At 72.0% G+C, this 21,087-nt stretch carries 14 protein-coding genes and 1 pseudogene; 6 read left to right on the top strand and 9 right to left on the bottom strand.

What is annotated here, in order from left to right; genetic code table 11:
* Positions 1–57: 57 nt before the first annotated feature.
* Entirely contained in the window at positions 58–3,432 is a 3,375-nt protein-coding gene (locus tag ACVNF4_RS03645) for a pyruvate carboxylase (protein ID WP_461801180.1), read from the bottom strand.
* A gap of 116 nt (positions 3,433–3,548) precedes the next feature.
* Here ACVNF4_RS03645 and ACVNF4_RS03640 point away from each other — a divergent pair, with 116 nt between their 5' ends.
* Both ACVNF4_RS03640 and ACVNF4_RS03635 read left to right on the top strand, forming a co-directional pair.
* Entirely contained in the window at positions 3,549–5,099 is a 1,551-nt protein-coding gene (locus ACVNF4_RS03640; RefSeq protein ID WP_461801179.1) for a serine/threonine-protein kinase, read from the top strand.
* Positions 5,100–5,119: 20 nt separating this feature from the next.
* Positions 5,120–5,767, top strand: coding sequence for an HAD family hydrolase (locus ACVNF4_RS03635; protein ID WP_461801178.1), 648 nt, complete (start codon positions 5,120–5,122; stop codon positions 5,765–5,767).
* On the opposite strand, the gene ACVNF4_RS03630 is transcribed toward ACVNF4_RS03635, so the two are convergent.
* Both ACVNF4_RS03630 and ACVNF4_RS03625 read right to left on the bottom strand, forming a co-directional pair.
* Positions 5,740–6,735: an MASE1 domain-containing protein gene (locus ACVNF4_RS03630; RefSeq protein ID WP_461801177.1), complete on the bottom strand. Its 996-nt coding sequence runs from the start codon at positions 6,733–6,735 to the stop codon at positions 5,740–5,742. The genes ACVNF4_RS03635 and ACVNF4_RS03630 overlap by 28 nt on opposite strands.
* 65 nt (positions 6,736–6,800) lie before the next feature.
* Positions 6,801–7,607, bottom strand: a complete 807-nt coding sequence (locus ACVNF4_RS03625) for a PP2C family protein-serine/threonine phosphatase (protein WP_461801176.1) — start codon at positions 7,605–7,607, stop codon at positions 6,801–6,803.
* 264 nt (positions 7,608–7,871) lie between these two features.
* Between ACVNF4_RS03625 and ACVNF4_RS03620 the strand changes: the two genes are divergently transcribed.
* Positions 7,872–12,986 carry a family 43 glycosylhydrolase gene (locus ACVNF4_RS03620; RefSeq protein WP_461801175.1) on the top strand — a complete coding sequence of 1,705 codons (5,115 nt, stop codon included), beginning with the start codon at positions 7,872–7,874 and terminating at the stop codon, positions 12,984–12,986.
* 221 nt (positions 12,987–13,207) lie between these two features.
* On the opposite strand, the pseudogene ACVNF4_RS03615 reads toward ACVNF4_RS03620, so the two are convergent.
* Positions 13,208–14,173, bottom strand: a pseudogene (locus ACVNF4_RS03615) (AraC family transcriptional regulator); the annotation flags it as partial.
* 8 nt (positions 14,174–14,181) lie between these two features.
* Positions 14,182–15,465: an MFS transporter gene (locus ACVNF4_RS03610; RefSeq protein ID WP_461801174.1), complete on the bottom strand. Its 1,284-nt coding sequence runs from the start codon at positions 15,463–15,465 to the stop codon at positions 14,182–14,184.
* A gap of 56 nt (positions 15,466–15,521) precedes the next feature.
* Between ACVNF4_RS03610 and ACVNF4_RS03605 the strand changes: the two genes are divergently transcribed.
* The 3 genes from ACVNF4_RS03605 to ACVNF4_RS03595 are packed head-to-tail and all read left to right on the top strand — an operon-like array spanning position 15,522 to position 17,292.
* Positions 15,522–16,097 carry a CGNR zinc finger domain-containing protein gene (locus ACVNF4_RS03605; RefSeq protein ID WP_461801173.1) on the top strand — a complete coding sequence of 192 codons (576 nt, stop codon included), beginning with the start codon at positions 15,522–15,524 and terminating at the stop codon, positions 16,095–16,097.
* Positions 16,098–16,116: 19 nt separating this feature from the next.
* Positions 16,117–16,869: a class I SAM-dependent methyltransferase gene (locus ACVNF4_RS03600; RefSeq protein ID WP_461801172.1), complete on the top strand. Its 753-nt coding sequence runs from the start codon at positions 16,117–16,119 to the stop codon at positions 16,867–16,869.
* 33 nt (positions 16,870–16,902) lie between these two features.
* Positions 16,903–17,292 (top strand): hypothetical protein, encoded by a 390-nt coding sequence (locus ACVNF4_RS03595; RefSeq protein ID WP_461801171.1) that lies wholly within the window; start codon positions 16,903–16,905, stop codon positions 17,290–17,292.
* A gap of 101 nt (positions 17,293–17,393) precedes the next feature.
* Here ACVNF4_RS03595 and ACVNF4_RS03590 read toward each other — a convergent pair whose 3' ends face one another.
* From ACVNF4_RS03590 to ACVNF4_RS03575, 4 genes are all read right to left on the bottom strand, one after another.
* Complete coding sequence (locus ACVNF4_RS03590) at positions 17,394–17,990, bottom strand: GTP-binding protein (RefSeq protein WP_461801170.1); 597 nt, start codon at positions 17,988–17,990, stop codon at positions 17,394–17,396.
* The gene (locus ACVNF4_RS03585) at positions 17,971–18,345 is read right to left on the bottom strand and encodes a DUF742 domain-containing protein (RefSeq protein ID WP_461801169.1); all 375 of its coding nucleotides are present in this window, start codon (positions 18,343–18,345) and stop codon (positions 17,971–17,973) included. The genes ACVNF4_RS03590 and ACVNF4_RS03585 overlap by 20 nt, the downstream gene beginning before the upstream one ends.
* Positions 18,338–18,769 (bottom strand): roadblock/LC7 domain-containing protein, encoded by a 432-nt coding sequence (locus ACVNF4_RS03580; RefSeq protein ID WP_461801168.1) that lies wholly within the window; start codon positions 18,767–18,769, stop codon positions 18,338–18,340. Before ACVNF4_RS03580 ends, ACVNF4_RS03585 begins: the two co-directional genes overlap by 8 nt.
* Before the next feature lie 30 nt (positions 18,770–18,799).
* Positions 18,800–21,087: ATP-binding protein (locus ACVNF4_RS03575; RefSeq protein ID WP_461801167.1), on the bottom strand; the 2,288-nt coding region annotated here is incomplete at its 5' end.

Here is a 21,087-nt window from a genome sequence, read left to right as displayed (position 1 = left end):
CCCACCCGGAAGAGGCCGGGTCCCCGCACGGGAACCCGGCCCTCCTCAAGACACCGCTCAGCGCACCTCCACCAGCAGATCCCCGCCCTCCACCTGCTGGACGCGGTTGATGGCGAGCCGCGTCACCCGGCCCGCCGCCGGGGCCGTGATCGAGGCCTCCATCTTCATCGCCTCGATGGTCGCGACGGTCGCCCCGGCGGCCACCTCGTCGCCCTCGGCGACGGCGAGGGTGACCACCCCGGCGAACGGCGCGGCGACGTGCCCGGCGTCGGAGCGGTCGGCCTTCTCGGTGGCGGGGACGTCGGAGGCGGCGGCCCGGTCGCGGACCTGGATGGGCCGCAGCTGCCCGTTGAGGCCGGCCATCACGGTCCGCATGCCGCGTTCGTCGGCCTCCCCGATCGCCTGGAGCTCGATGAGCAGCCGGACGCCGGGCTCCAGGTCGACGGCGTACTCCTTGCCCGGACGCAGCCCGTAGAAGAAGTCCTTGCTGTCGAGGACGCTGGTGTCGCCGTACGCCTGCCGGTGGGTCTCGAAGTCGCGGGTCGGGCCGGGGAACAGGAGCCGGTTCAGGGTGGTCCGGCGCTGCTTGTCGAGGCCTTCGCGGTCCGCGGCGGTCAGCTCCTGCACGGGCTTCGCTGCGGGCCGCCCTTGGAGGGCGCGGGTGCGGAACGGCTCGGGCCAGCCGCCGGGCGGGGTGCCCAGCTCGCCGCGCAGGAACCCGATCACCGAGTCCGGGATGTCGAACCGGTCCGGCGTCTCCTCGAAGTCCCCGGGCGCGACCCCGGCGCCGACGAGGTGCAGGGCGAGGTCCCCGACGACCTTGGAGGACGGCGTCACCTTCACCAGCCGCCCGAGGATCCGGTCGGCGGCGGCGTACATCGACTCGATGTCCTCGAACCGGTCCCCCAGCCCCAGCGCGACGGCCTGGGTGCGCAGGTTGGAGAGCTGTCCGCCGGGGATCTCGTGGTGGTAGACCCGCCCGGTCGGCGCGGCGAGCCCCGCCTCGAACGGCGCGTACACCCGCCGCACGCTCTCCCAGTACGGCTCCAGGTCGCCGACGGCCTGGAGGTCGAGTCCGGTCGTGCGCTCGGAGTGGTCGGTGGCGGCGACGATCGCGGACAGCGACGGCTGCGACGTCGTCCCGGCCATCGACGCCACGGCCCCGTCGACCGCGTCCACGCCCGCCCCGATCGCCGCGAGGTAGGTCGCGAGCTGGCCGCCCGCCGTGTCGTGGGTGTGCAGGTGCACCGGCAGCCCGAACTCGCGGCGCAGCGCCGACACCAGCGTCGCGGCGGCCGGTGCCCGCAGCACGCCCGCCATGTCCTTCACGGCGAGGACGTGCGCCCCCGCCTCGACGATCTTCTCCGCGAGCCGCAGGTAGTAGTCCAGGGTGTAGAGCCGCTCCCCCGGGTCGGAGAGGTCGGCGGTGTAGCAGAGCGCCACCTCCGCGACCGCCGTTCCCGTCCGGCGCACGGCGTCGATCGCGGGCCGCATCTGGTCGACGTCGTTGAGGGCGTCGAAGACGCGGAAGATGTCGATGCCGGTGGCGGCGGCCTCCTCGACGAACGCGTCGGTGACCTCGGTGGGGTAGGGGGTGTAGCCGACGGTGTTGCGGCCGCGCAGCAGCATCTGGAGGCAGATGTTCGGCACGGCCTCGCGCAGCGCCGCGAGCCGCTCCCAGGGGTCCTCGGCGAGGAACCTGAGGGCGACGTCGTAGGTCGCGCCGCCCCAGCACTCCAGGGAGAGCAGGTCGGGGAGGGTGCGGGCGACGAGCGGGGCGGAGGCGAGGAGGTCCTTCGTGCGGACGCGGGTCGCAAGGAGGGACTGGTGGGCGTCGCGGAACGTCGTGTCGGTGACGCCGAGTCGGGGCGTCTCGCGCATCCAGCGGGCGAAGCCGTCCGGGCCCAGCTCGATCAGGCGCTGCCGGGAACCCGCCGGGGGCTCGGCCGCCGGGGTCGCGGGGAGCTTGGCCAACGGGTCGAGGAGGTCGGGGCGTTCGCCGTGCGGCTTGTTGACGGTGACGTCGGCGAGGTAGGTGAGGAGCTTGGTGCCCCGGTCGGCGGAGGTGCGCGCGGTCAGCAGGTGCGGGCGCTGCTCGATGAACGACGTGGTGACCCGGCCCGCCTGGAAGTCCGCGTCGTCCAGCACGGCTTGCAGGAAGGGGATGTTGGTGGCGACACCCCGGATCCGGAACTCGGCGACGGCACGCCGGGCCCGGCCGATCGCGGACCTGAAGTCCCGGCCCCGGCAGGTGAGTTTCACCAGCATCGAGTCGAAGTGGGCGCTGATCTCCGTACCGGCGTGGGTCGTTCCGCCGTCCAGCCGGATGCCTGAACCACCCGGTGAACGGTAGGCGCTGATGCGGCCGGTGTCGGGGCGGAACCCGTTGGCGGGGTCCTCGGTGGTGATCCGGCACTGGAGGGCGGCGCCGTGCAGCTTCACCGTCTCCTGCGAGAGCCCGAGGTCGGCGAGCGACTCCCCGGAGGCGATGCGGAGTTGGGCCTGCACGAGGTCGACGTCGGTGACCTCCTCGGTGACCGTGTGCTCGACCTGGATGCGCGGGTTCATCTCGATGAAGACGTGGTTGCCGTCCCGGTCGAGGAGGAACTCGACGGTGCCCGCGTTGCGGTAGCCGATCTCGCGGGCGAACCGCACGGCGTCGGCGCAGATCCGGTCGCGCAGCGCCGGGTCCAGGTTCGGCGCGGGGGCCAGCTCGATGACCTTCTGGTGGCGCCGCTGCACCGAACAGTCGCGCTCGTAGAGGTGGATGACGTTCCCGTCGCCGTCCGCGAGGATCTGCACCTCGATGTGGCGGGGGTCGACGACGGCCTTCTCCAGGAAGACCGTCGGGTCGCCGAACGCGGACGCCGCCTCCCGGGACGCCGCCTCGATGGACTCGCGCAGCACGGACCGGTCCTCGACGCGCCGCATGCCGCGTCCGCCGCCGCCCGCGACAGCCTTCACAAACACCGGGAAGCCGATCTCCTCGGCGGCGGCGACGAGTTCGTCGACGTCGTTGGAGGGTGCGGAGGAGCCGAGGACCGGGACTCCGGCGGCGCGGGCGGCGGCCACGGCGCTCGCCTTGTTGCCGGTCAGCTCCAGGGTGCGGGCGTCCGGGCCGACGAAGGTGATCCCGGCCTCCTCGCAGGCGCGGGCGAGTTCGGGGTTCTCGGAGAGGAATCCGTACCCCGGGTAGACGGCGTCGGCTCCCGCGCGCCGGGCGGCGGTGACGATCTCCTCCACCGAGAGGTAGGCCCGCACCGGGTGGCCGGGCTCGCCGATCTCGTACGCCTCGTCGGCCTTCAGGCGGTGCAGCGAGTTGCGGTCCTCGTGCGGGAACACGGCGACCGTCCGCGCCCCCAGCTCGTATCCGGCGCGGAACGCCCGGATCGCGATCTCGCCTCGGTTGGCGACCAGCACCTTACGGAACATCCCGAATCCCTTCGCCGGTGTGGGACCCATCGTGTCGGCGCCGGGGGCACAGGTCCATGTGACGGGGGCCACCCCGCGCGCGGGGCACACGGTCGGCGGTGTCCTATGCTCCGCGCATGAACGACGCGGTCAGACGGGTGGTCGACGGGCGCTTCCAGCTGGAGGCGCGGCTCGGCGGGGGCGGCATGGGGCTCGTGTGGCGGGCCACGGATCTCGTGCTGCGCCGTGAGGTCGCCGTCAAAGAGGTCCGGCCGCCGGACCCCGACCTCGCGGAGTACGACCCCGAGGCCGCGCACCAGTTGCGGCAGCGGGTGTTGCGCGAGGCGCGGGCGCTGGCCCGGCTCGACCATCCCGGGGTCGTCACGATCCACCACATCGTCGACGAGGGCGAGGGCACCTATCCCTGGATCGTCATGGAGCTGGTGCCCGGCGGTTCGCTCGCCGACCGGCTCGCCGAGGGGCCGATGGACCCCGTCGAGGCCGCCCGGACCGGTCTGGGCGTGCTGTCCGCGCTGCGCGCCGCGCACGACGCGGGCATCCAGCACCGGGACGTGAAACCGGCGAACGTCCTGCTGCGGCCCGACGGGCGGCCCGTCCTGACCGACTTCGGCATCGCCGCGATCCGCGAGGCGACGGCGCTCACCGCGACCGGCTCCATCATCGGCACGCCCGACTACATGGCCCCCGAACGCGTCTCCGGACAGGGCGGCGGCCCGGCGTCCGACCTGTGGTCGCTCGGCATGATGCTGTACACGGCCGTGGAGGGCCGCCACCCCCTCCGCAGGAACACCACCTTGGCGACGCTCGCGGCGGTCCTCAGCGAGGAGATACCCCCGCCGGTCCATGCCGGGCCCCTCACGGACGTCCTCGTCCGCCTCCTCGACCGCGACCCGTCGGGACGGCCGGGAGCCCAGACGGTGGAGCGGCTGCTGACGGAGGCGGCGGAGGGGCAGAGCCGGACGGCGACGACGTCGTACCGCATCCAGCCTCCCGCACCGGCCCCCGCGCCGACCGTGCCGCAGGTACCGGTACGGCGTCAGCGCCGGTGGCCGGCGGTCGTGCTGCCGGGGGCGGGGGTGGCGTTGGTCGGGGTGCTGGCGTGGAACTTCCTGCCCCAGGGGGACGGCGGGACGCAGGCGGGGCCGTCGTCCGCCACCCCGTCGGTCTCCGCGAGGCGGTCGGGGAGCGCCTCGCCCGAGGAGAAGCCGGCCGGCGGCATGCTCACCCCGGACGGCATCCGGACGGCGCTCGCGGCGATCGAGAAGAAGACGGGGAGCAAGCGGTACGGGTCGCTGTCGGTGTATCCGGACTACGTCTCGGCGGAGGTGCTGCGGGAGGGCAGCAACACCCGGTTGGAGTCGTACACGTACCGGCCCGGTGAGGGGGCCGAGCCCGGCATCATCAAGAGGACCCTGCCCTCCGTCCAGAAGCCCTTCACCCTCGACGGCTTCGACTGGGACCAGATGCCCGCGCTGCTCGCCGAGGCGCGCAGGAAGCTGAACGTGCCGAACCCCAAGACCCGCTACGTGCTGGTGAATCCGCCGCTCACGGTTTTCGACGATCCTCTGACGATGAAGGTCTACCTGTCCGACGAGGACGGCGGCTCCGGGTACCTGGAGGCCACCCCTCAGGGCAAGATCACGAAACTCCATCCCGCGACCGGCTGACCTGCGGATAAGGTCACCTCATGCGTCTCGCCCTGTTCGACCTCGACGGCACCCTCGTGGACCGTACCGCCGCCCTCTCCGCCACCGTCGCCGGGCTGTGCCGGGATCACGGGTACCGGCCGGAGGTCGAGGCGTGGCTGCTGGCGGAGCTGGCCGAGCACGGCGGGCGGGACGTGCTGGGGAGGTTGGCGGAGCGGTTCGGGGTGACGGAGTCGCCGGAGCACCTGTGGCGGGTGTACGTGGACCGGATGGCGGCGTCGGTGGTGTGCCGTCCGGAGACCCTGGAGAGCCTCGGCCGGCTGCGGGAGCGCGGCTGGAGCGTGGGCGTCGTGACGAACGGCTCCTCGGACCTCCAGCGCGCGAAGATCCGCTCCGCGGGCCTCGCGGATCTCGTGGACGGCATCGCGGCGTCCGGCGACATCGACGTGCGCAAGCCGGACGCGCGGCTGTTCGAGCTGGCGGCGGCGCGGTGCGGGACGCAGCTGACGGCCGGGGACTGGATGACCGGGGACGATCCGGTGAACGACATGGCGGGCGGCCGGGGGGCGGGGCTGAACCCGATCTGGGTGCGCGGCCGGGTCTGGCCCGAGGGCCTCGACGTGCCGCACCACAGTGTCGCGGACGTGGTGGAGGCCGTGGATCACCTGCTGGAGCGGTCCGGCGGGTAGGCGCGGTCGGCCGCCGTGAGGTGTTCCAGGACCTCGGCGAGTTCCTCGCAGGCGCGCTCCACCGAGCGGCGGGTGTTGCGCTGCTCGGTGATCACGGCGGACAGCAGGAGGGCGGTGAGGGCGGTCGCCCCGTTGAACGCCTGGAGTTTCAGCATCACCTCGACGTGCGTGAGGTGCGCGAAGGGGCCGGCCCGGTCCGTCGCGGCGACCGTCGCCAGCACCGACGCGAACAGCACGCACAGCATGCTCCCGGCCAGCTCGAACCTGAGCGCCGCCCAGATCAGCACCGGGTAGCTCAGGAACAGCATGTTGACGTGGCTCTGCGTGGCCACGGGGACGACGGCGCAGGCGGTCACCGCCAGTGCGGTGGCCTCCTTCCAGCGGACGTGGGCCAGGAAGGGCCGGCGTGCCCGGTACAGGATCAGCAGCAGCGGCGTGACGATCAGGACGCCCATCGCGTCACCGACCCACCAGGCGACCCACACCGGCCAGAAGGCGTCAGCCGTCAGGTCCCCGGTGAGGACGGCGACGCCGACGCCGGTCGTGGAGCTGATCAGCATCGGGGGGAGCGCGCCGAGGAAGACGAGGGCGACGCCGTCGCGCAGGCGGGTGAGGTCGGTGCGGAAGCCGACGTGCCGCAGGAGGAGGTAGGCGCAGGCGGGTGCGGCGGTGTTGCCGGCCAGGTTCGCGAGGAGCGACCAGTGCAGGGGGCCGCCGTCGGCGAGGTGGAGGATCACGAAGAAGCAGCCCAGCGCGATGCCGGCCCAGGCGCGCAGGCCGAGGACCAGCAGACAGGTGAGGGCGACGCCGGTCGGCGGCCAGACGGGGGTGAACACGGTGCCCTCGACGGTGAGGCGGCGCAGCAGTCCCAGCCGTCCGGCCCCGTAGTAGAGGGCGGCGACGGCCACCGTCTGCACGACGAGGACAGCCGGCCCGCGCAGGTTCCGGGTGGCCACCACAGGGCCCATCACACACCGGGTGGGGCCGTTCGGCCAGGTGAGGGTGGATTTCGGCTGAACGCCGGACGCGGGGGTCAGGGATTGTCGAGGGCCACCACCAGGACCGCCGCGTCGTCCTCGTGGCCGACGCGGGTGGCGCCCTTGATGACGGCGGCGGCGAGGGATTCGGTGCCGAGGCCGGCCACGGCGGCGATGCCGGCCAGGCGGACGACCTGGTCGAGGCCCTCGTCGAGGGGGAGGGCGGGGCCTTCGACGACGCCGTCGGTGAGGAGGACGAAGACGCCGCCGCTGGTGAGGTGGTGGTGGGAGACGGGGTAGCCGGCGCCGGGCTGGATGCCCAGCGGTGGGCCGGGATCGTCGTCGGCGATGCCGCAGCGGCCGTCGGCGGTGGCCCAGACGACGGGGGTGTGTCCGGCTCGGGCGCTCTCCAGGACGCCGGTGGCGGGGTCGAGGCGCAGGAAGACGCAGGTGGCGAAGAGGTCGCCGCCGAGGGAGCACAGGAGGTCGTTGGTGCGGGCGAGCAGGTCGCCGGGGTCGCCGGTGACGGAGGCCAGCGCGCGCAGGGCGGCCCTGACCTGGCCCATGAACGCGGCGGCCTCGATGTTGTGGCCCTGGACGTCGCCGATGGACAGGGCGAACCGTCCGTCGGGGAGGGGGAACGCGTCGTACCAGTCGCCGCCGACGTTGAGGCCGTAGCAGGCGGGCTCGTAGCGCACCGCGAGCCGGACGCCGGGCGGGCTCGGCAGGTCGCGGGGCAGCATGCCGCGCTGGAGGGCGATCGCCAGTTCCACCTGGGACCGCTGCACCTCCGCCCGGGCCCGCGCCTGTGCGGTGAGCGAGCGCAGCCTGTGCAGCAGCTCGTCACCGTCGTCCGTCCTCACACCAGGATTTTCACGAACGAACCCCCCTGCCGCACCCCGGGCCGGGTGCCGTCGGCGCTCGCCCCGGTCAACTCTCCCGCCTCACCTGGGCGTTCGACATGTCGGACATTGTTCGACACCTCTTGACGCCGCTCCTCGCCACAGCCGACACTCTCGCCACACGACGTCACACAGCTGTAACCGCACGGTCTTCTGGATGAAAGGCCGTGCGGCTGTGTCACGTCCACCCCCGTCCCTTCGTGTCCTCCGACAGGGAATCAAGACATGCCGCACATCGCACCCCAGCGCAGCCGGGGCCGGGCGAGACGCCTGGCGGGCCGGCTCGCCGGGCTGACCGCCGCCTCGCTGGTCATCGGCCTCGCCGCACCCGTCGCCACCGCCCGCGCGGTGGACGCCGACTCCCTCACCGACGGCCTGGCCCTCTGGTACAAGCTCGACGCCTCCTCGGGGACGGCCATCGTGCCGGACGCCTCGGGGCACGGCCGTGACGGTGTCCTCAGCGGCACCGGCGCCTTCTCGGACGGCCTCGCCTTCAACGGCTCCGACACCTACGTCAAGATGCCGGACGACGTCCTGAAGGGCATGGACGCGGTCAGCGTCTCCTTCGACGTGCGGATGGACGCCGCCCAGCAGGCCCCCTACTTCCTGTACGGCTTCGGCAACACGAACGCGGGCGCCGGCAACGGGTACCTGTTCACGACGGGCAACGCGCTGCGCACCTCGATCGCGTCCGGCAACTGGTCCACGGAGCAGAACACCCGCGCCGCCGACGGCCACAACCTCGCGCGCGACGCGTGGAAGCACCTGACGTACACGCAGTCCGGCACGACGGGCATCCTCTACGAGGACGGCGCCGAGGTCGGCCGCAACACGTCGGTGTCCCTCACCCCGGGGTCGATCGGCGGCGGTTCGACGTCCGCGAACTACATAGGCAAGTCGGTCTACACGGCCGACAACCTGTTCCAGGGCAAGATCCGCGACTTCCGTGTGTACGACCGCGCCCTGACGAACTCCGAGGTGCAGACCCTGTCCCTGCCGGTCGCGACCCAGGGCGTGGCGGCCGACAAGGCGGCGCTGACCCTCGGTGACACGAGCGCGGTGACCTCCGACCTGACCCTCCCGAAGTCGGGTGCGGCGGGCGGCTCTGCCATCACCTGGGCGAGCGACAACACGGACGTCGTCTCCGCGTCCGGCGCCGTGACGCGCCCGGCGTCCGGACAGTCCGCGGGCAAGGCGACGCTGACGGCGACGCTCCGCAAGGGCCCTGTCAGCGACACGAAGTCCTTCGAGGTGACGGTCCCGGCGATGTTCGACGACGCGGCGGCCGTCCGGCAGGCGGCCGACGCGCTGACCGTCCACAACCTCGACGACGCGCGCGGCAACCTGACCCTGCCCTCGGCCGGCGACTTCGGCACGAAGGTCACCTGGACCTCCGCGAGCCCGGACCTCGTCTCGGCCGACGGCGTCGTCCACCGCCCGGCGCACGGCGCGGGTCCGGCGAGCGCCGATCTGACCGCGACCGTCACGAAGGGCACCGAGAGCACGACCCGCGTCCTGACGGCGAAGGTCCCCGAACTGCCCGCCGCGCAGCAGCCCGAGGGCTATCTGTTCAGCTACTTCACGGGCGAGGGCGACGCCAGCGGCGAGCAGGTCCACTTCGCGGTCAGCCGGGGCAACGACCCGCTGCACTGGCGTGAGGTGAACGACGGCCGCCCGGTGCTGACGTCGACGCTCGGCGAGCGGGGTCTGCGGGACCCGTTCATCATCCGCTCCCCCGAGGGCGACAAGTTCTACCAGATCGCCACCGACCTCAGGATCTACGGCAACGGCGACTGGGACGCCTCCCAGCGCACCGGCAGCAAGTCCATCATGGTGTGGGAGTCCACCGACCTGACGCACTGGACGAACCAGCGCCTGGTGCGGGTCTCCCCGGACAGCGCGGGCAACACGTGGGCCCCGGAGGCGTACTACGACGCGAAGCTCGGCGAGTACGTCGTGTTCTGGGCGTCGAAGCTGTACGACAACGAGGCGCACTCCGGTGACACCTACAACCGGATGATGTACGCGACGACGCGTGACTTCTACACGTTCAGCGCGCCGAAGGTGTGGGTCGACCGGGGCTACTCGGTCATCGACTCGACGGTCATCCAGCGCGGCGACACCTACTACCGCCTCTCCAAGGACGAGCGGAACAACTCCTCGTCCACGCCCAACAGCAAGTTCATCTTCGAGGAGAAGAGCGACTCGCTGCTGAGCACGTCCTGGACGCCGGTCGCCGAGGGCATCGGCAAGGGCACGATGAGCGCGGCCGAGGGGCCGCTGGTGTTCAAGTCGAACACCGACGACAACAAGTGGTACGCGTTCCTCGACGAGTTCGGCGGTCGCGGCTACATCCCGTTCGAGACGACCGACCTCGACAAGGGCGTGTGGACGCCGTCCTCGAACTACGAACTCCCCTCCCGTCCCCGGCACGGCACGGTCCTGCCGGTGACGAAGGCCGAGTACGACCGGCTGCTGCGGGCCTACCAGCCCGACCAGGTGGTCGAGAGCGTCCGGGACGTCGCGGTGACGACGAGGACCGGCGAGGCCCCGGTGCTCCCGGCGACCGTGATCGCCCGGTACGCCGACGGCGTGGACCGTCCCGGTGCGGTCACCTGGGACGCGGTCCCGGCGGACGCCTACCGGAAGCCCGGCACCTTCGAGGTCAAGGGCAAGCTGGCGGACGGCACTTCGGTGACCGCGACGGTGACCGTGTCGGCGCAGGGCCCCGACGTCCCGGCGGACCTCCTGGTGCACTACAAGTTCGACGAGACCAAGGGTGACATCGCCGTCGACTCCAGCGGGCACGGCAACCAGGGCACCTACGTCGGCTCGCCGTCCTTCGGGACCGGTGTGCAGGGCGGCTCGGTGAAGCTGTCCGGCGGCTCGTACGTGAAGATCCCGAACGGCGTGCTGAAGGACGCCGGTTCGGTCACCGTCTCGACGTACGCGAAGTGGCAGGGCGGCGCGGGCTTCCAGTGGCTGTTCGGACTCGGCCCGGACAGCGACAAGTACCTGTTCGCGACGCCCTCCAACGGCGGCTCGACCCTCTACTCCGCGATCACGAAGGCGAGTTGGTCGGCCGAGCAGAAACTGACGGGCAACTCGGCGCTCACGGCGGGCAAGTGGCAGCACGTCACGGTCACGCTGGACGGCGCGACCGGGACGATGGTCCTGTACGCCGACGGTGTCGAGGTGGCCCGCACCAAGACCAACATCAAACCGTCCGAACTGTACGACGCGGCCAAGGACTACTCCGGCTACATCGGCAAGTCCCTGTACGCGGCGGACCCGGCGTTCGCCGGTGAGGTCGACGACTTCCGGATCTACAGCCGGGCGCTGACGGCCGCCGAGGTCATGGAGATCAGCGGCAACACCACGGGGATCGCCCGCGTGACGCTGCCGCAGCTGAAGGTGGACGCGATCGTCTCCGACGGCAAGGTCACCCTCCCGGTGAAGCCCGGCACCGATCTGCGGCGCCTGGCACCGGAGTTCACCATCGCCAAGGGCTCCGCGATCAGCCCCGCCTCGGGCAGCGTCCAGGACTTCACCAAGCCGGTGACGTACACGGTGACCGGCGGCGACGGCAAGCAGCTCACCTGGACCGTGTCGGCGCTCGTGATGAAGAGCCCGGTGCTGCCGGGTCTCAACGCCGACCCGAACATCGTCCGCTTCGGCGACACCTTCTACATCTACCCGACGACGGACGGCTTCGACGGCTGGAGCGGGACGAAATTCAAGGCGTACTCGTCGAAGGACCTGGTCCACTGGACCGACCACGGCGTCGTCCTCGACCTCGGTCCGGACGTCGCCTGGGCGGACAGCAGGGCGTGGGCGCCGACCATCGCGCAGAAGAACGGGAAGTACTACTTCTACTTCTGCGCCGACGCGAACATCGGCGTCGCCGTCGCCGACTCCCCGACCGGCCCGTTCATGGACGCGCTGGGCAAGCCCCTGCTGAAGGCGGGCCAGTTGCCGGGGCAGATGATCGACCCGGCGGCGTTCACGGACGACGACGGCACGACGTACCTGTACTGGGGCAACGGCCGCGCGTACGTGGCGAAGCTGAACCCGGACATGAAGTCCCTCGACATGGCGACCGTGAAGGACATCACGCCGAGCGGCTACAACGAGGGCTCGTTCGTCGTGAAGCGGGGGGGCACGTACTACTTCATGTGGTCGGAGAACGACACCCGTGACGTCGACTACCGCGTCGCGTACGCCACCGGGCCCTCCCCGACCGGTCCGTGGACGAAGCGGGGCGTGATCCTGGAGAAGGACCTCGCCCTCGGCATCAAGGGCCCCGGCCACCACTCGGTCGTCCAGGTCCCGAACTCCGACGACTGGTACATCGCCTACCACCGCTTCGCGATCCCCGGCGGCGACGGCACCCACCGCGAAACGACCATCGACAGAATGGAGTTCGACAAGGACGGCCTGATCAAGAAGGTCGTGCCGACGCTGTCGAGCATCGACCCGGTGACGGTCGTGCACGCCGGACCGGACGTCTCCGGCACCGAGGGCTCGCCGATCGCGCTGACCGGCGTCGCCTCCGGCGCACCGGGCGCGAAGTGGTCCGTCGAGGGCGGCGCTCCGTGCACGGTCGCCGCTCCCACGAAGGCGCGGACGACGGTGACGTGCGCCGACAACGGCACGTTCACCCTGGCCATCGCGGGCGGCGGCAGCCGCGACACGGTGACGGTGAAGGTCGCGAACGCGGCGCCGGTCATCACGAAGGCGGCGGGCCCGTCCCCGGTGGCGATGGGTCAGCCGGCGTCCGTGACGGCCGCGTTCACCGACGCGGGCGCCCGCGACACCCACACCTGCACGATCGACTGGGCCGACGGCAGCAAGCCGTACACCGGCCCGGTGTGCAGGGCGGAGCACCGGTACACCTCGGCGGGCATCCGCCGTCCCGTCGTCACCGTCAAGGACGACGACGGCGGCAAGGCCACCCGGACGCTTCCGGAGCTGGTCGTGTACGACCGGGCGGGCAAGGCGTCGGGGTCGGGCACGCTGCGCTCGGCGCAGGGCCGGGCGACGTTCTCCTTCTCCGCCGCCTACGGCAAGAAGGCGACCGTTCCCACCGGGCGTGTCACCTTCACCGCCCCCGGTGTGTCGCTGAGCGCCACCGCCTCGGACTGGCTCGTCGTCACCGGCAAGCAGGCCGTCCACCAGGGCACGGCGACGGTGAACAGGAAGTCCGGCTACGCCTTCCGCGTCACCGCCGTCGACGGCGCCCCCGACACCTTCCGGATCAGGATCTGGCAGAAGTCGACGGGCAAGGTCGTGTACGACGGCGGCGGCAAGGCCGGCGGGGTGATCACCGTGGGCCGCTGAGCCCGGCCGGTCCGCGAGACGGGTCCGTACCCCGGGGGGTTCCACCCCCTGAGGTACGGACCCGCGTCGTTTCAGGGCGCCCGGCGCCGCCCAGGGCTCCCCTGTGACCCTGGACCGGCTCCCGGGCTCATGTGCCCCGCGCGGTGATCACCAGCATGCGGCACGGGTCCGGTGCGTGTCGTTGGCACACAGTCCACAGGGACTACGCAATGCGTCCACCGCCTGCCCGCCTCGGCGCGCACCTCGCTCGGCGTGTCGCCGTACGCCGCGCGGAAGGCGCGGGTGAACTCGGCGGCGCGCGGGAAGCCCCGGCGGGCGGCGATCACATGGATGGGGAGGCCGCTCAGGGCCGGGTCGGTGAGGTCGCGGCGCGCGTTCCTCAGGCGCTGCTCGCGCAGGTACGAGGAGACGGTGAGGCCCTCCTCCCGGAAAAGGCGGTACAGGTAGCTGCGGGAGATGTGGTGGGCGGCGGCGATGGTCGCCGGGTCGAGGTCGGGGTCGGAGAGGTTGCGGTGGACGAACTCCTTGATCCGCAGGGTCAGGGCGCGGGCCCGGGTCTCCGGGGTCACGGCCCGCTCGGCGTCCAGGAGGTGCGCGAACAGGGCGGTGACGAGGTCGACGACGACGGTGCCGAGGCGCGTGGCGTCCGTCGGCCGGTACGCGCTGGTGTCGTCGGTGAGCTGGATCAGGAACTGGGTGAGCAGCGCGCCGAGCCCGGAGCGGCCGTCGATCCGGCCGATCACCCGGTCCTCGGCGCTCCGGCCGGGCAGGACGACCGCGTCGCGGGGTATCTCGACGCCGACGATCGTCACGGGGTCCGGACCGGTGGAGACCTCGAACTCCCGTGACGAGTGGCTGACATGGAGGTCCTTGACCCGGTACGCGGCCTGTCGTCGTCCGCCCCAGTCGGCGGCGCCCTCGCCGCGCAGCAGGAGGGAGAGGTGGTAGACCTCGGGGTCGGACTGGCGCACCAGGCGCGGGGTGCGGTGGAAGACCAAGTGCTCGAAGGAGGCCGGCCAGATCGTCACCTCGCCCAGCGCGATGAGGCGTTGGACTCCCCGGTAGTCGTCCGCGTGGTCGCTGAGCAGCCGCATGGGCGCGTGGGTCCGGCCGAGCCGCTGCGTCCATGCCTCGAACCGGTCGGCGGGAGGCAGGTCCAATGTGCTCAGCACCGATTCGGGCAGCATCCGGGTAGTCAACCACAGCTCTCCGACCGGGATTTCGGCCGGTCGACGGTCCGCGAGAGGGCCAGGAAGCCGAGCACGGCGAGGACTTGGCAGCCCGCCGCGACCAGCAGGGTCCCTTGCGGCGGGCAGAGGACGGCCGAGCCCGCGCCGGCCGCGTACCCGCTGATCTTCAGGCTCGCCCCGGTGCTGAAGATCTGTCCGCGCAGCCGCTGCGGAGCCTCCCGGTGCCGGATCGCGAACAGCGCGACGAGCTGCGGCCCGGCACCGAACCCGGCGAGCAGCGCACCGGCGAGGGGTGAGGCCACCGAGGCGGCGAGGAACGCGGCACCCAGCAGGACGGCACCGGCGAGCAGGACGGCATCGGGGCTCGCCCTCACGGGCCACCGCGCGAGGGCCAGGCTCGCGGCGAGGGAAGTGAGCGCGAGAGCGGCCGACAGGAAGGCCCCCGCGCTCTCGTCCCCGAACTCCCGCCCGCCGAGGTACGGGGTGACAGCCGTGAACGCGCCGAGGCCGGTGTGGGAGAGGGTGGAGGCGAGGGTGGCGCGGGCGAGGGGGCGGGTGCGGAGGAGGGTGGTGAAGCCGGTGCGGAGGTCGGCGAGGAAGGGGTGGGAGGAGCGGGAGGCGCGGGAGGCGGGAGGGGCTGGGCGGAGGTGCGGTGCTTCTTCGGCCTGCGCTTCTGCTGCCCGCGCTGATATGCCCTGCGCACCTCCGGCCCGCGCCCCTTCGGCCTGCCCGGCTTCCGGCAGAGTCCACGCCGTCGGCAGCGCGAGCGCGATCAGTGTCACCGACGTCAGCAGCGCCGCCTCCGGTCCCGCCGCCAGTGCCGCCACCCCGGCCAGTGCGGGTCCGGCGAGGGCGGCGAATTCGTAGGACGCCGCGTCCAGCGCCCCCGCGCGGGACAGGCGCCCGGGGTCAGTCAGGCGAGGGAGCTGAGCGGTCCAGCCCGAGGCGAGCGCGGGAGCGAGGAGGCCGCCGGTCAGGGCAATGAACAGGGGTACAGGCAAGGGGAGTTCACCCAGTGACCACCACACCAGCGTCAGTGCCCCCGCGTACGCCGCGAGGGCCCCGCCGAGAAGGCGGCCGGGGTGCGGGGTGCGGTCGAGGAGGGTGCCGAGGACCGGCCCCCCGAGGGCCGCCGACGCCGTCACCGCCGCCAGGAGGGCCGAGCCGGTCGACGCGGAGCCGGTGAGCGCCGTCCCCGTGAGGAGCAGAGCCGGGCCAGACATCTCGTCGCCGGTGCGGGCGGCCCCCGCGCCGAGCAGGTACCGGACAAGTCCGTAACGTCTTCTCATTGATCCGACGTTACAAAGTAACCGCATGTCAAGCCCAGGCCGTTACACTCGCCGCCATGGAGCCCTCCCCGGACGACTGGTTCACCCGCCACTCCCCCGCCCGCACCGCCCACCGCACCGTCGCCCTCGTCAACGTCCTCACGGCCGGCGAACCCCGCACCGACGCCGTCGCCGCCGTGCTCCGGGAGTACGGCGAGGAGGACCCCCTGGACCTGTCCACCGCCGATGTCACCGGCATGCGGGACGCGGCCCTCGCACTGCGCGAGGTGTTCGCCGCCACGACCGCCGACGAGGCCGCCGGCCGCCTCAACCACCTTCTCGCGAGCGCCTGCGGCCCCGTCCGCCTCACCTCCCACGGCGGTCACACCCCCTGGCACCTCCACCTGGACCGGCACGACGAAGCCCCCTGGGCCGAGTGGTTCCTCGCCTCATCCTGCATGACCCTCGCCGTCCTCCTGTGGGACCGCCAGCTTCCCCCGGGCGGTGTCTGCACCTCCGCCACCTGCGAGAACGTCTATGTCACCAGCACCTCCGGCACCCCCCGCCGCTACTGTTCGGCCCGCTGCGCGACCCGCGAACGCGTCGCCGCGCACCGCAGGGCGGCCCGAAATCCGGGTGCGGGCGCGCACTGAGCCTCCTAGCGTGACCGGCATGACGGACGAGCAGTACACGAACCCGCGACTGGCCGCCCTCTACGACCCCCTCGAACGCGACCGCCCCGACCTCGACGTCTACCGCGACATAGCAAGGGAGTTGAGGGCCCATCAGATCCTGGACGTCGGCTGCGGCACAGGCACCCTCGCGCTGCTGCTCGCCTGGCAGGGCCACTCCGTCACGGGGGTCGACCCGGCGGGCGCCTCGCTCGACATCGCCCGCGCCAAGCCCGGTGCGGACGAGGTGCGTTGGCTGCACGGCGACGCGACCGACCTGCCCGCCCTGAACGCGGACCTCGCCGTCATGACCGGCAACGCCGCCCAGGCCGTCGTGGACGAGGACCTCTGGGCGGACACCCTGCGCGGGGTGCGGGCGGCTCTGCGCCCCGGCGGCTGGTTCGTGTTCGAGACACGGGACCCGGCCCGGCGGGCCTGGGAGGAGTGGACACGGGAGTCCTCACGCCGGACGGTGCACGTCCCCGGCACCGGCCCGGTCGACACCTGGCACGAGGTGACCCGCGTGCGGTGGCCCCTGGTGACGTTCCGGACCGTGTACGTCCTGACGGCGACCGGCGAGAGACTGCTCTCCGAGTCCACGCTGCGCTTCCGGGAACAGGACGAGGTCACGGCGGCCCTCACGGCGTCCGGCTTCGACGTCGAGGAGGTCAGGGGCGCTCCGGACCGCCCCGGCAAGGAGTTCGTGTTCTTCGCGCGGGCCCGCGAGGTGGTGCCGCCCGACGGACAGCCGTAGCGTCGGAAGGGAGCACCGGCACAGGGAGCGGACATGCCCAGGTACCTGACGAGAACCGCCCTGACGCTGTGCGCGGTGGCGACCCTGTCAGCCCCGACGCCTCACCCCCGAACCACCCTCGTGGACTGCGCGGGTCACCCCCAGACCCGCCCCACCGACTACACCCTGGCCTGCGGAGACGGCAACAGCCGCCTGACGTCCCTGCACTGGTCGAGCTGGACGTCCCGGGAGGCGGAGGGCCGGGGGGTGAACGTGGTCAACGACTGCGTCCCGTACTGCGCGGCGGGCAAGTTCCACGCCTACCCGGTAAGGGTCCGCCTGCACGCCGTGAGGGCGGGCCACTACACGGAGGTGACACTCACGTTCACAGCAGGCAGACCGGACAAAGCCCCACCGGCGGTCACATACCCACTAGCGTTTTAGGGGCGCGGGACTGTATTTAATTTGCGGCTCCGCCGCGTGGGCGCAAAAAAACGAGACGGCGCCGCACCTTCGAGCAAACAGTCCCCACCCCCTCCGAACACTCAGCCGAGCCCCAACCTGCTGAGCCGCGCAGCGGCCCGCATACGAGCCACCTGAAGCACCGAAAGCAGCACCTCCCGGCTGGAGTTGCGGTCACGCACATCGCACAGCACGACCGGAATCCCCGGATCGAGATCGAGCGCGGCCCGGACCTGTTCCACGGACGCCTCCCGACGCCCGTGGAAGCAGTTGACCCCCACGGCGAACGGAATCTCCCGCGACTCGAAGAAGTCGATGGAGGCGAACGACGCGTCGAGGCGGCGCGTGTCCGCGAGGACGATCGCTCCGAGCGCCCCGTTCGCGAGGTCGTCCCACATGAACCAGAACCGGTCCTGTCCGGGCGTACCGAAGAGGTACACGACGAGGTCGGACGCGACGGTGATCCGGCCGAAGTCCATGGCAACCGTGGTGGCCACCTTGTTCTCCACGCCGGAGAGGTCGTCGACGCCACGGCTGACCTCGGTCATGCGCTCTTCGGTCTCCAGCGGCGGCACCTCGCTCACCGAGCCCACCATCGTCGTCTTGCCGACGCCGAATCCGCCCGCGACGAGGATCTTCAGTGCCGTCGGCAGGACGGGTTCAGAGTTGACGGATGGCATCCATCACCCTTTCGATGAGTTCGACGTCCGGCTGGCTTTCCTTGCCGGGCGGCGACTGGACTAGGATCAGCGAGGTATTGAGGAGATCTCCGCACAGGATCTTCACCACGCTCACGGGCAGGTCCATCAGGGCGGCGATCTCGGCGATCGCCACCGCGCGGTCCCGGCACAGCTCCAGGATCTTGGCCGACTCCGGCTCCAGCGAATCGTGGTCCGTGTCGTCCACGGACCGCGAGACGATCTGGGTGATCAGCGTGAAGGCGTGCTGGGAGTGGCGGGTCCTGCCGCCCGTGATGGCGTAAGGCCGTAAGTAACGCCCCCCGCCCGACGCGTCCGACCATCGGGACTCAGACATCCTGGCCGTGACCGCCGGGATGGCTCTGTACCCGTGGTGGGGCGCTCAGATAGGTGCCGACACGTTTCACGAGCGTGCCCATCTCGTACGCCATCATCCCGATGTCCACGGTGTCCGAGGCGAACGCCGCGAGGCGCGCGCCCTGGCCCGCCGCCGTGATGAAGAGGTACGCCTTCTCCATCTGGATGACCGTCTGCTGGACGGGTCCGCCGTGGAAGTGGCGTGCGGCGCCCCGGGCGAGGCTGTGCACGCCGGAGCCGACGGCCGAGAGGTGCTCGGCGTCGTCGCGGCGGATGTCCTTCGACTTGCCGATGAGAAGGCCGTCCCCCGACAGCACGACAGCACAACGAATCTCGGGGATCCGGTCCACCAGGTCGTCCAGCAGCCAGTCCAGCTGCGGACCGGGGTGTACCTGCTCACTCATTCCGTAACGTTCCTTCACAATTGGTAAGCATCAGGGCCCTTCGTCGTACTGCCCGGGAGGCGGAGGGTCCGTCTCGGGCGACTGCGCTCGTTTCAGGCCCCGTTGGATGGCGCTCAGCGCGCGTGCCGACACATCGGGGGAGATGACGCTCTCGTCCGGTTCCCCCTCCCCGCCGAACTGGGTGGCCTCCTTGCGCAGTTGCTGCGCGAGGGCGGCTCCCCGGGTACGCCGTGGCAGTACGTCGGGGGTGGTCAGGGGGGGATTGCCGGTCATGGGTGCCGCCGCCGGGGGGGTTGTGGGGCGGGTCTGCTGGGGGTACTGCTGCGCCGCCGGGGTGCCGGCGGTGTCGTAGCCGTACTGCTGGTGCGGCTGCGGTTCCTGGTAAAGCGGAGAAACCGCTTGCTCGGTGTACAGGCCTGTGCCCCCCGGGCCGTAGGGCCCGGGTGCCTGTGCGGGGTACGGCTCGTAGGGTGCCTCGGGGCGGCTGCCGTACACCGGGGTGTCGTCCTGGCCGCCGTACGGGGCGGACGGCTCGGGGGGCAGGCCTTCGTACGCCGGGACGCCGTAGGCCGAGGGGTCGTAGGCGGCGTCGTAGGCCGGGGTCTCGTAGCCCGCCGGGGTCTGCGGCTGCGGCTCGTAGCCGTAGGGGGCCTGGGGTTCGGGGTGGCCCGCGACCGGCGGGAGGAGGCCCGCGCCCGCGTACTCGGGGAAGCCGTCGTAGTCGGTCAGCCGGGTGTGGGTGGGCAGGTCGAAGCCGGTGGAGGTGAGCGCGCCCGCGCCCGCCAGGACCTGCTCCACCGGGGGCTGGAAGGTCTCCGTGCCGCCCGCGCCGAGGCTCGCGTGCTCCTGTCCCGGCAGCGCGTCCAGCGTCGCGGCGGCTGCCGCCTGGAGCTGGTCGAGGATCGGCGAGCCGACCTCTTCGAGCAGTTCGGCGGGGACGAGGACGATGCTCAGCGTGCCGCCGTAGACCGACTCGCGCAGCTCCACCTTGATGCCGTGCCGCTCGGAGAGCTTGGCGACGACGAAGTGGCCGAGGCGGGGGTCCTCGCCGAGGGCGGTGAGGTCCAGGCGGGGCGGGTTGGCGAGGAGCTGGTTGGCCTGCTGGCGCTGGGCGGGCGGGATGCCGAGGCCGTGGTCCTCGACGTGGATGGCGAGGCCCTTGGCGACCTGGATCGCGCTCACCGAGACCTGTGTCTCCGGCGGGGAGAAGCTGGTGCCGTTCTCGATCAGCTCGGCCAGCAGGTGCGTGACGTCGGAGACGGCGCGCGCGGCGAGCGCGGTACGGCGGTCGGCGGGCGAGTTCTTGACCTTGACCCGGGTGTACGCCTCGGTCTCGGCGACGGAGGCGCGCATCACGTCCGTGATCGGGACGGCGGCGTTGGTGCGGCGGCCGGTGGGCGTGCCGCTGAGGATCATCAGGTTCTCGGCGTGCCGACGGGCGCGGGTGGCGAGGTGGTCGACCTTGAAGATGTCGTGCAGGAGGTCGGAGTCCTCGTGCTTGCGCTCCAGGTCGTCGAGGAGGGCGATGAGGCGGTGCAGCAGGATCTGGGTGCGGCGGATGAGCTGGGCGACGACCTTCTCGGTGCCCTCGCGGCCCATGTGCTGGCGTATCGCGGTCTCGGCGGCGACGAGTCCGACGCGGTCGATGACGGCCGCGAGGCGCTGGATCTCCTCGGAGCCGCGCCGCCGGGTGCCGGTGCCGAGCGCTGCGGCCGGGTCGATCCGCTCGCCCTTCTCCACGCGCGCGAGGATCTCGGGGAGCCGTCGGCCCGCGAGCTCCTCGGCGTAGGTGTGGAGGTCGTGCAGGTCCTTCAGAGAGGCCCGGCGGCGTCTGCGGGAGACGAGCCAGGCGGCGAGGACCGGGGCGAGCGCGGCGACGGCGCCGGTGACCGCGCCGAGCAGCAGGGCGTCGGCGCGGACGCCTATGAAGGAAGCGAGGGTGGTGTCGCTCTCGGCGAGGTGCGCGGCGGACTCCTCACGTATCGCCAGGTACTCCCCGAACAGCGCGTGTTCGTCGTCGGTGAGGCGGCCGGAGGTGAGGGCGGCGGTGACGATCGCGTCCGGGGTGTCGGCCTGCGGGACGGCCGAGGTGAGGAGGGTGAGGCCGCGCGCGGCGGTGTCGGTGAGGCGGGCGAGGCCGTCGGGTGCGTCGCGGTGCGCGGAAAGTGCGCCGAGCGCGGAACCGAAGGAGGCCGCGTGCGCGTCCAGTGCTTCGTGGGACACGGAAGCGAGGTCTCCGCCCTGGATCCGGCGGAAGACGGCGGCGGCCTCATCGGTGCGGGCGCGGGCGGCGGCCAGCTCGGCGTGGTGCTCCGGGG

The organism is Streptomyces sp. S6, from assembly GCF_054880855.1.
The sequence above is the reverse complement of the archived record's forward strand: the minus strand, read 5'-3'. Positions and strand labels throughout refer to the sequence as shown.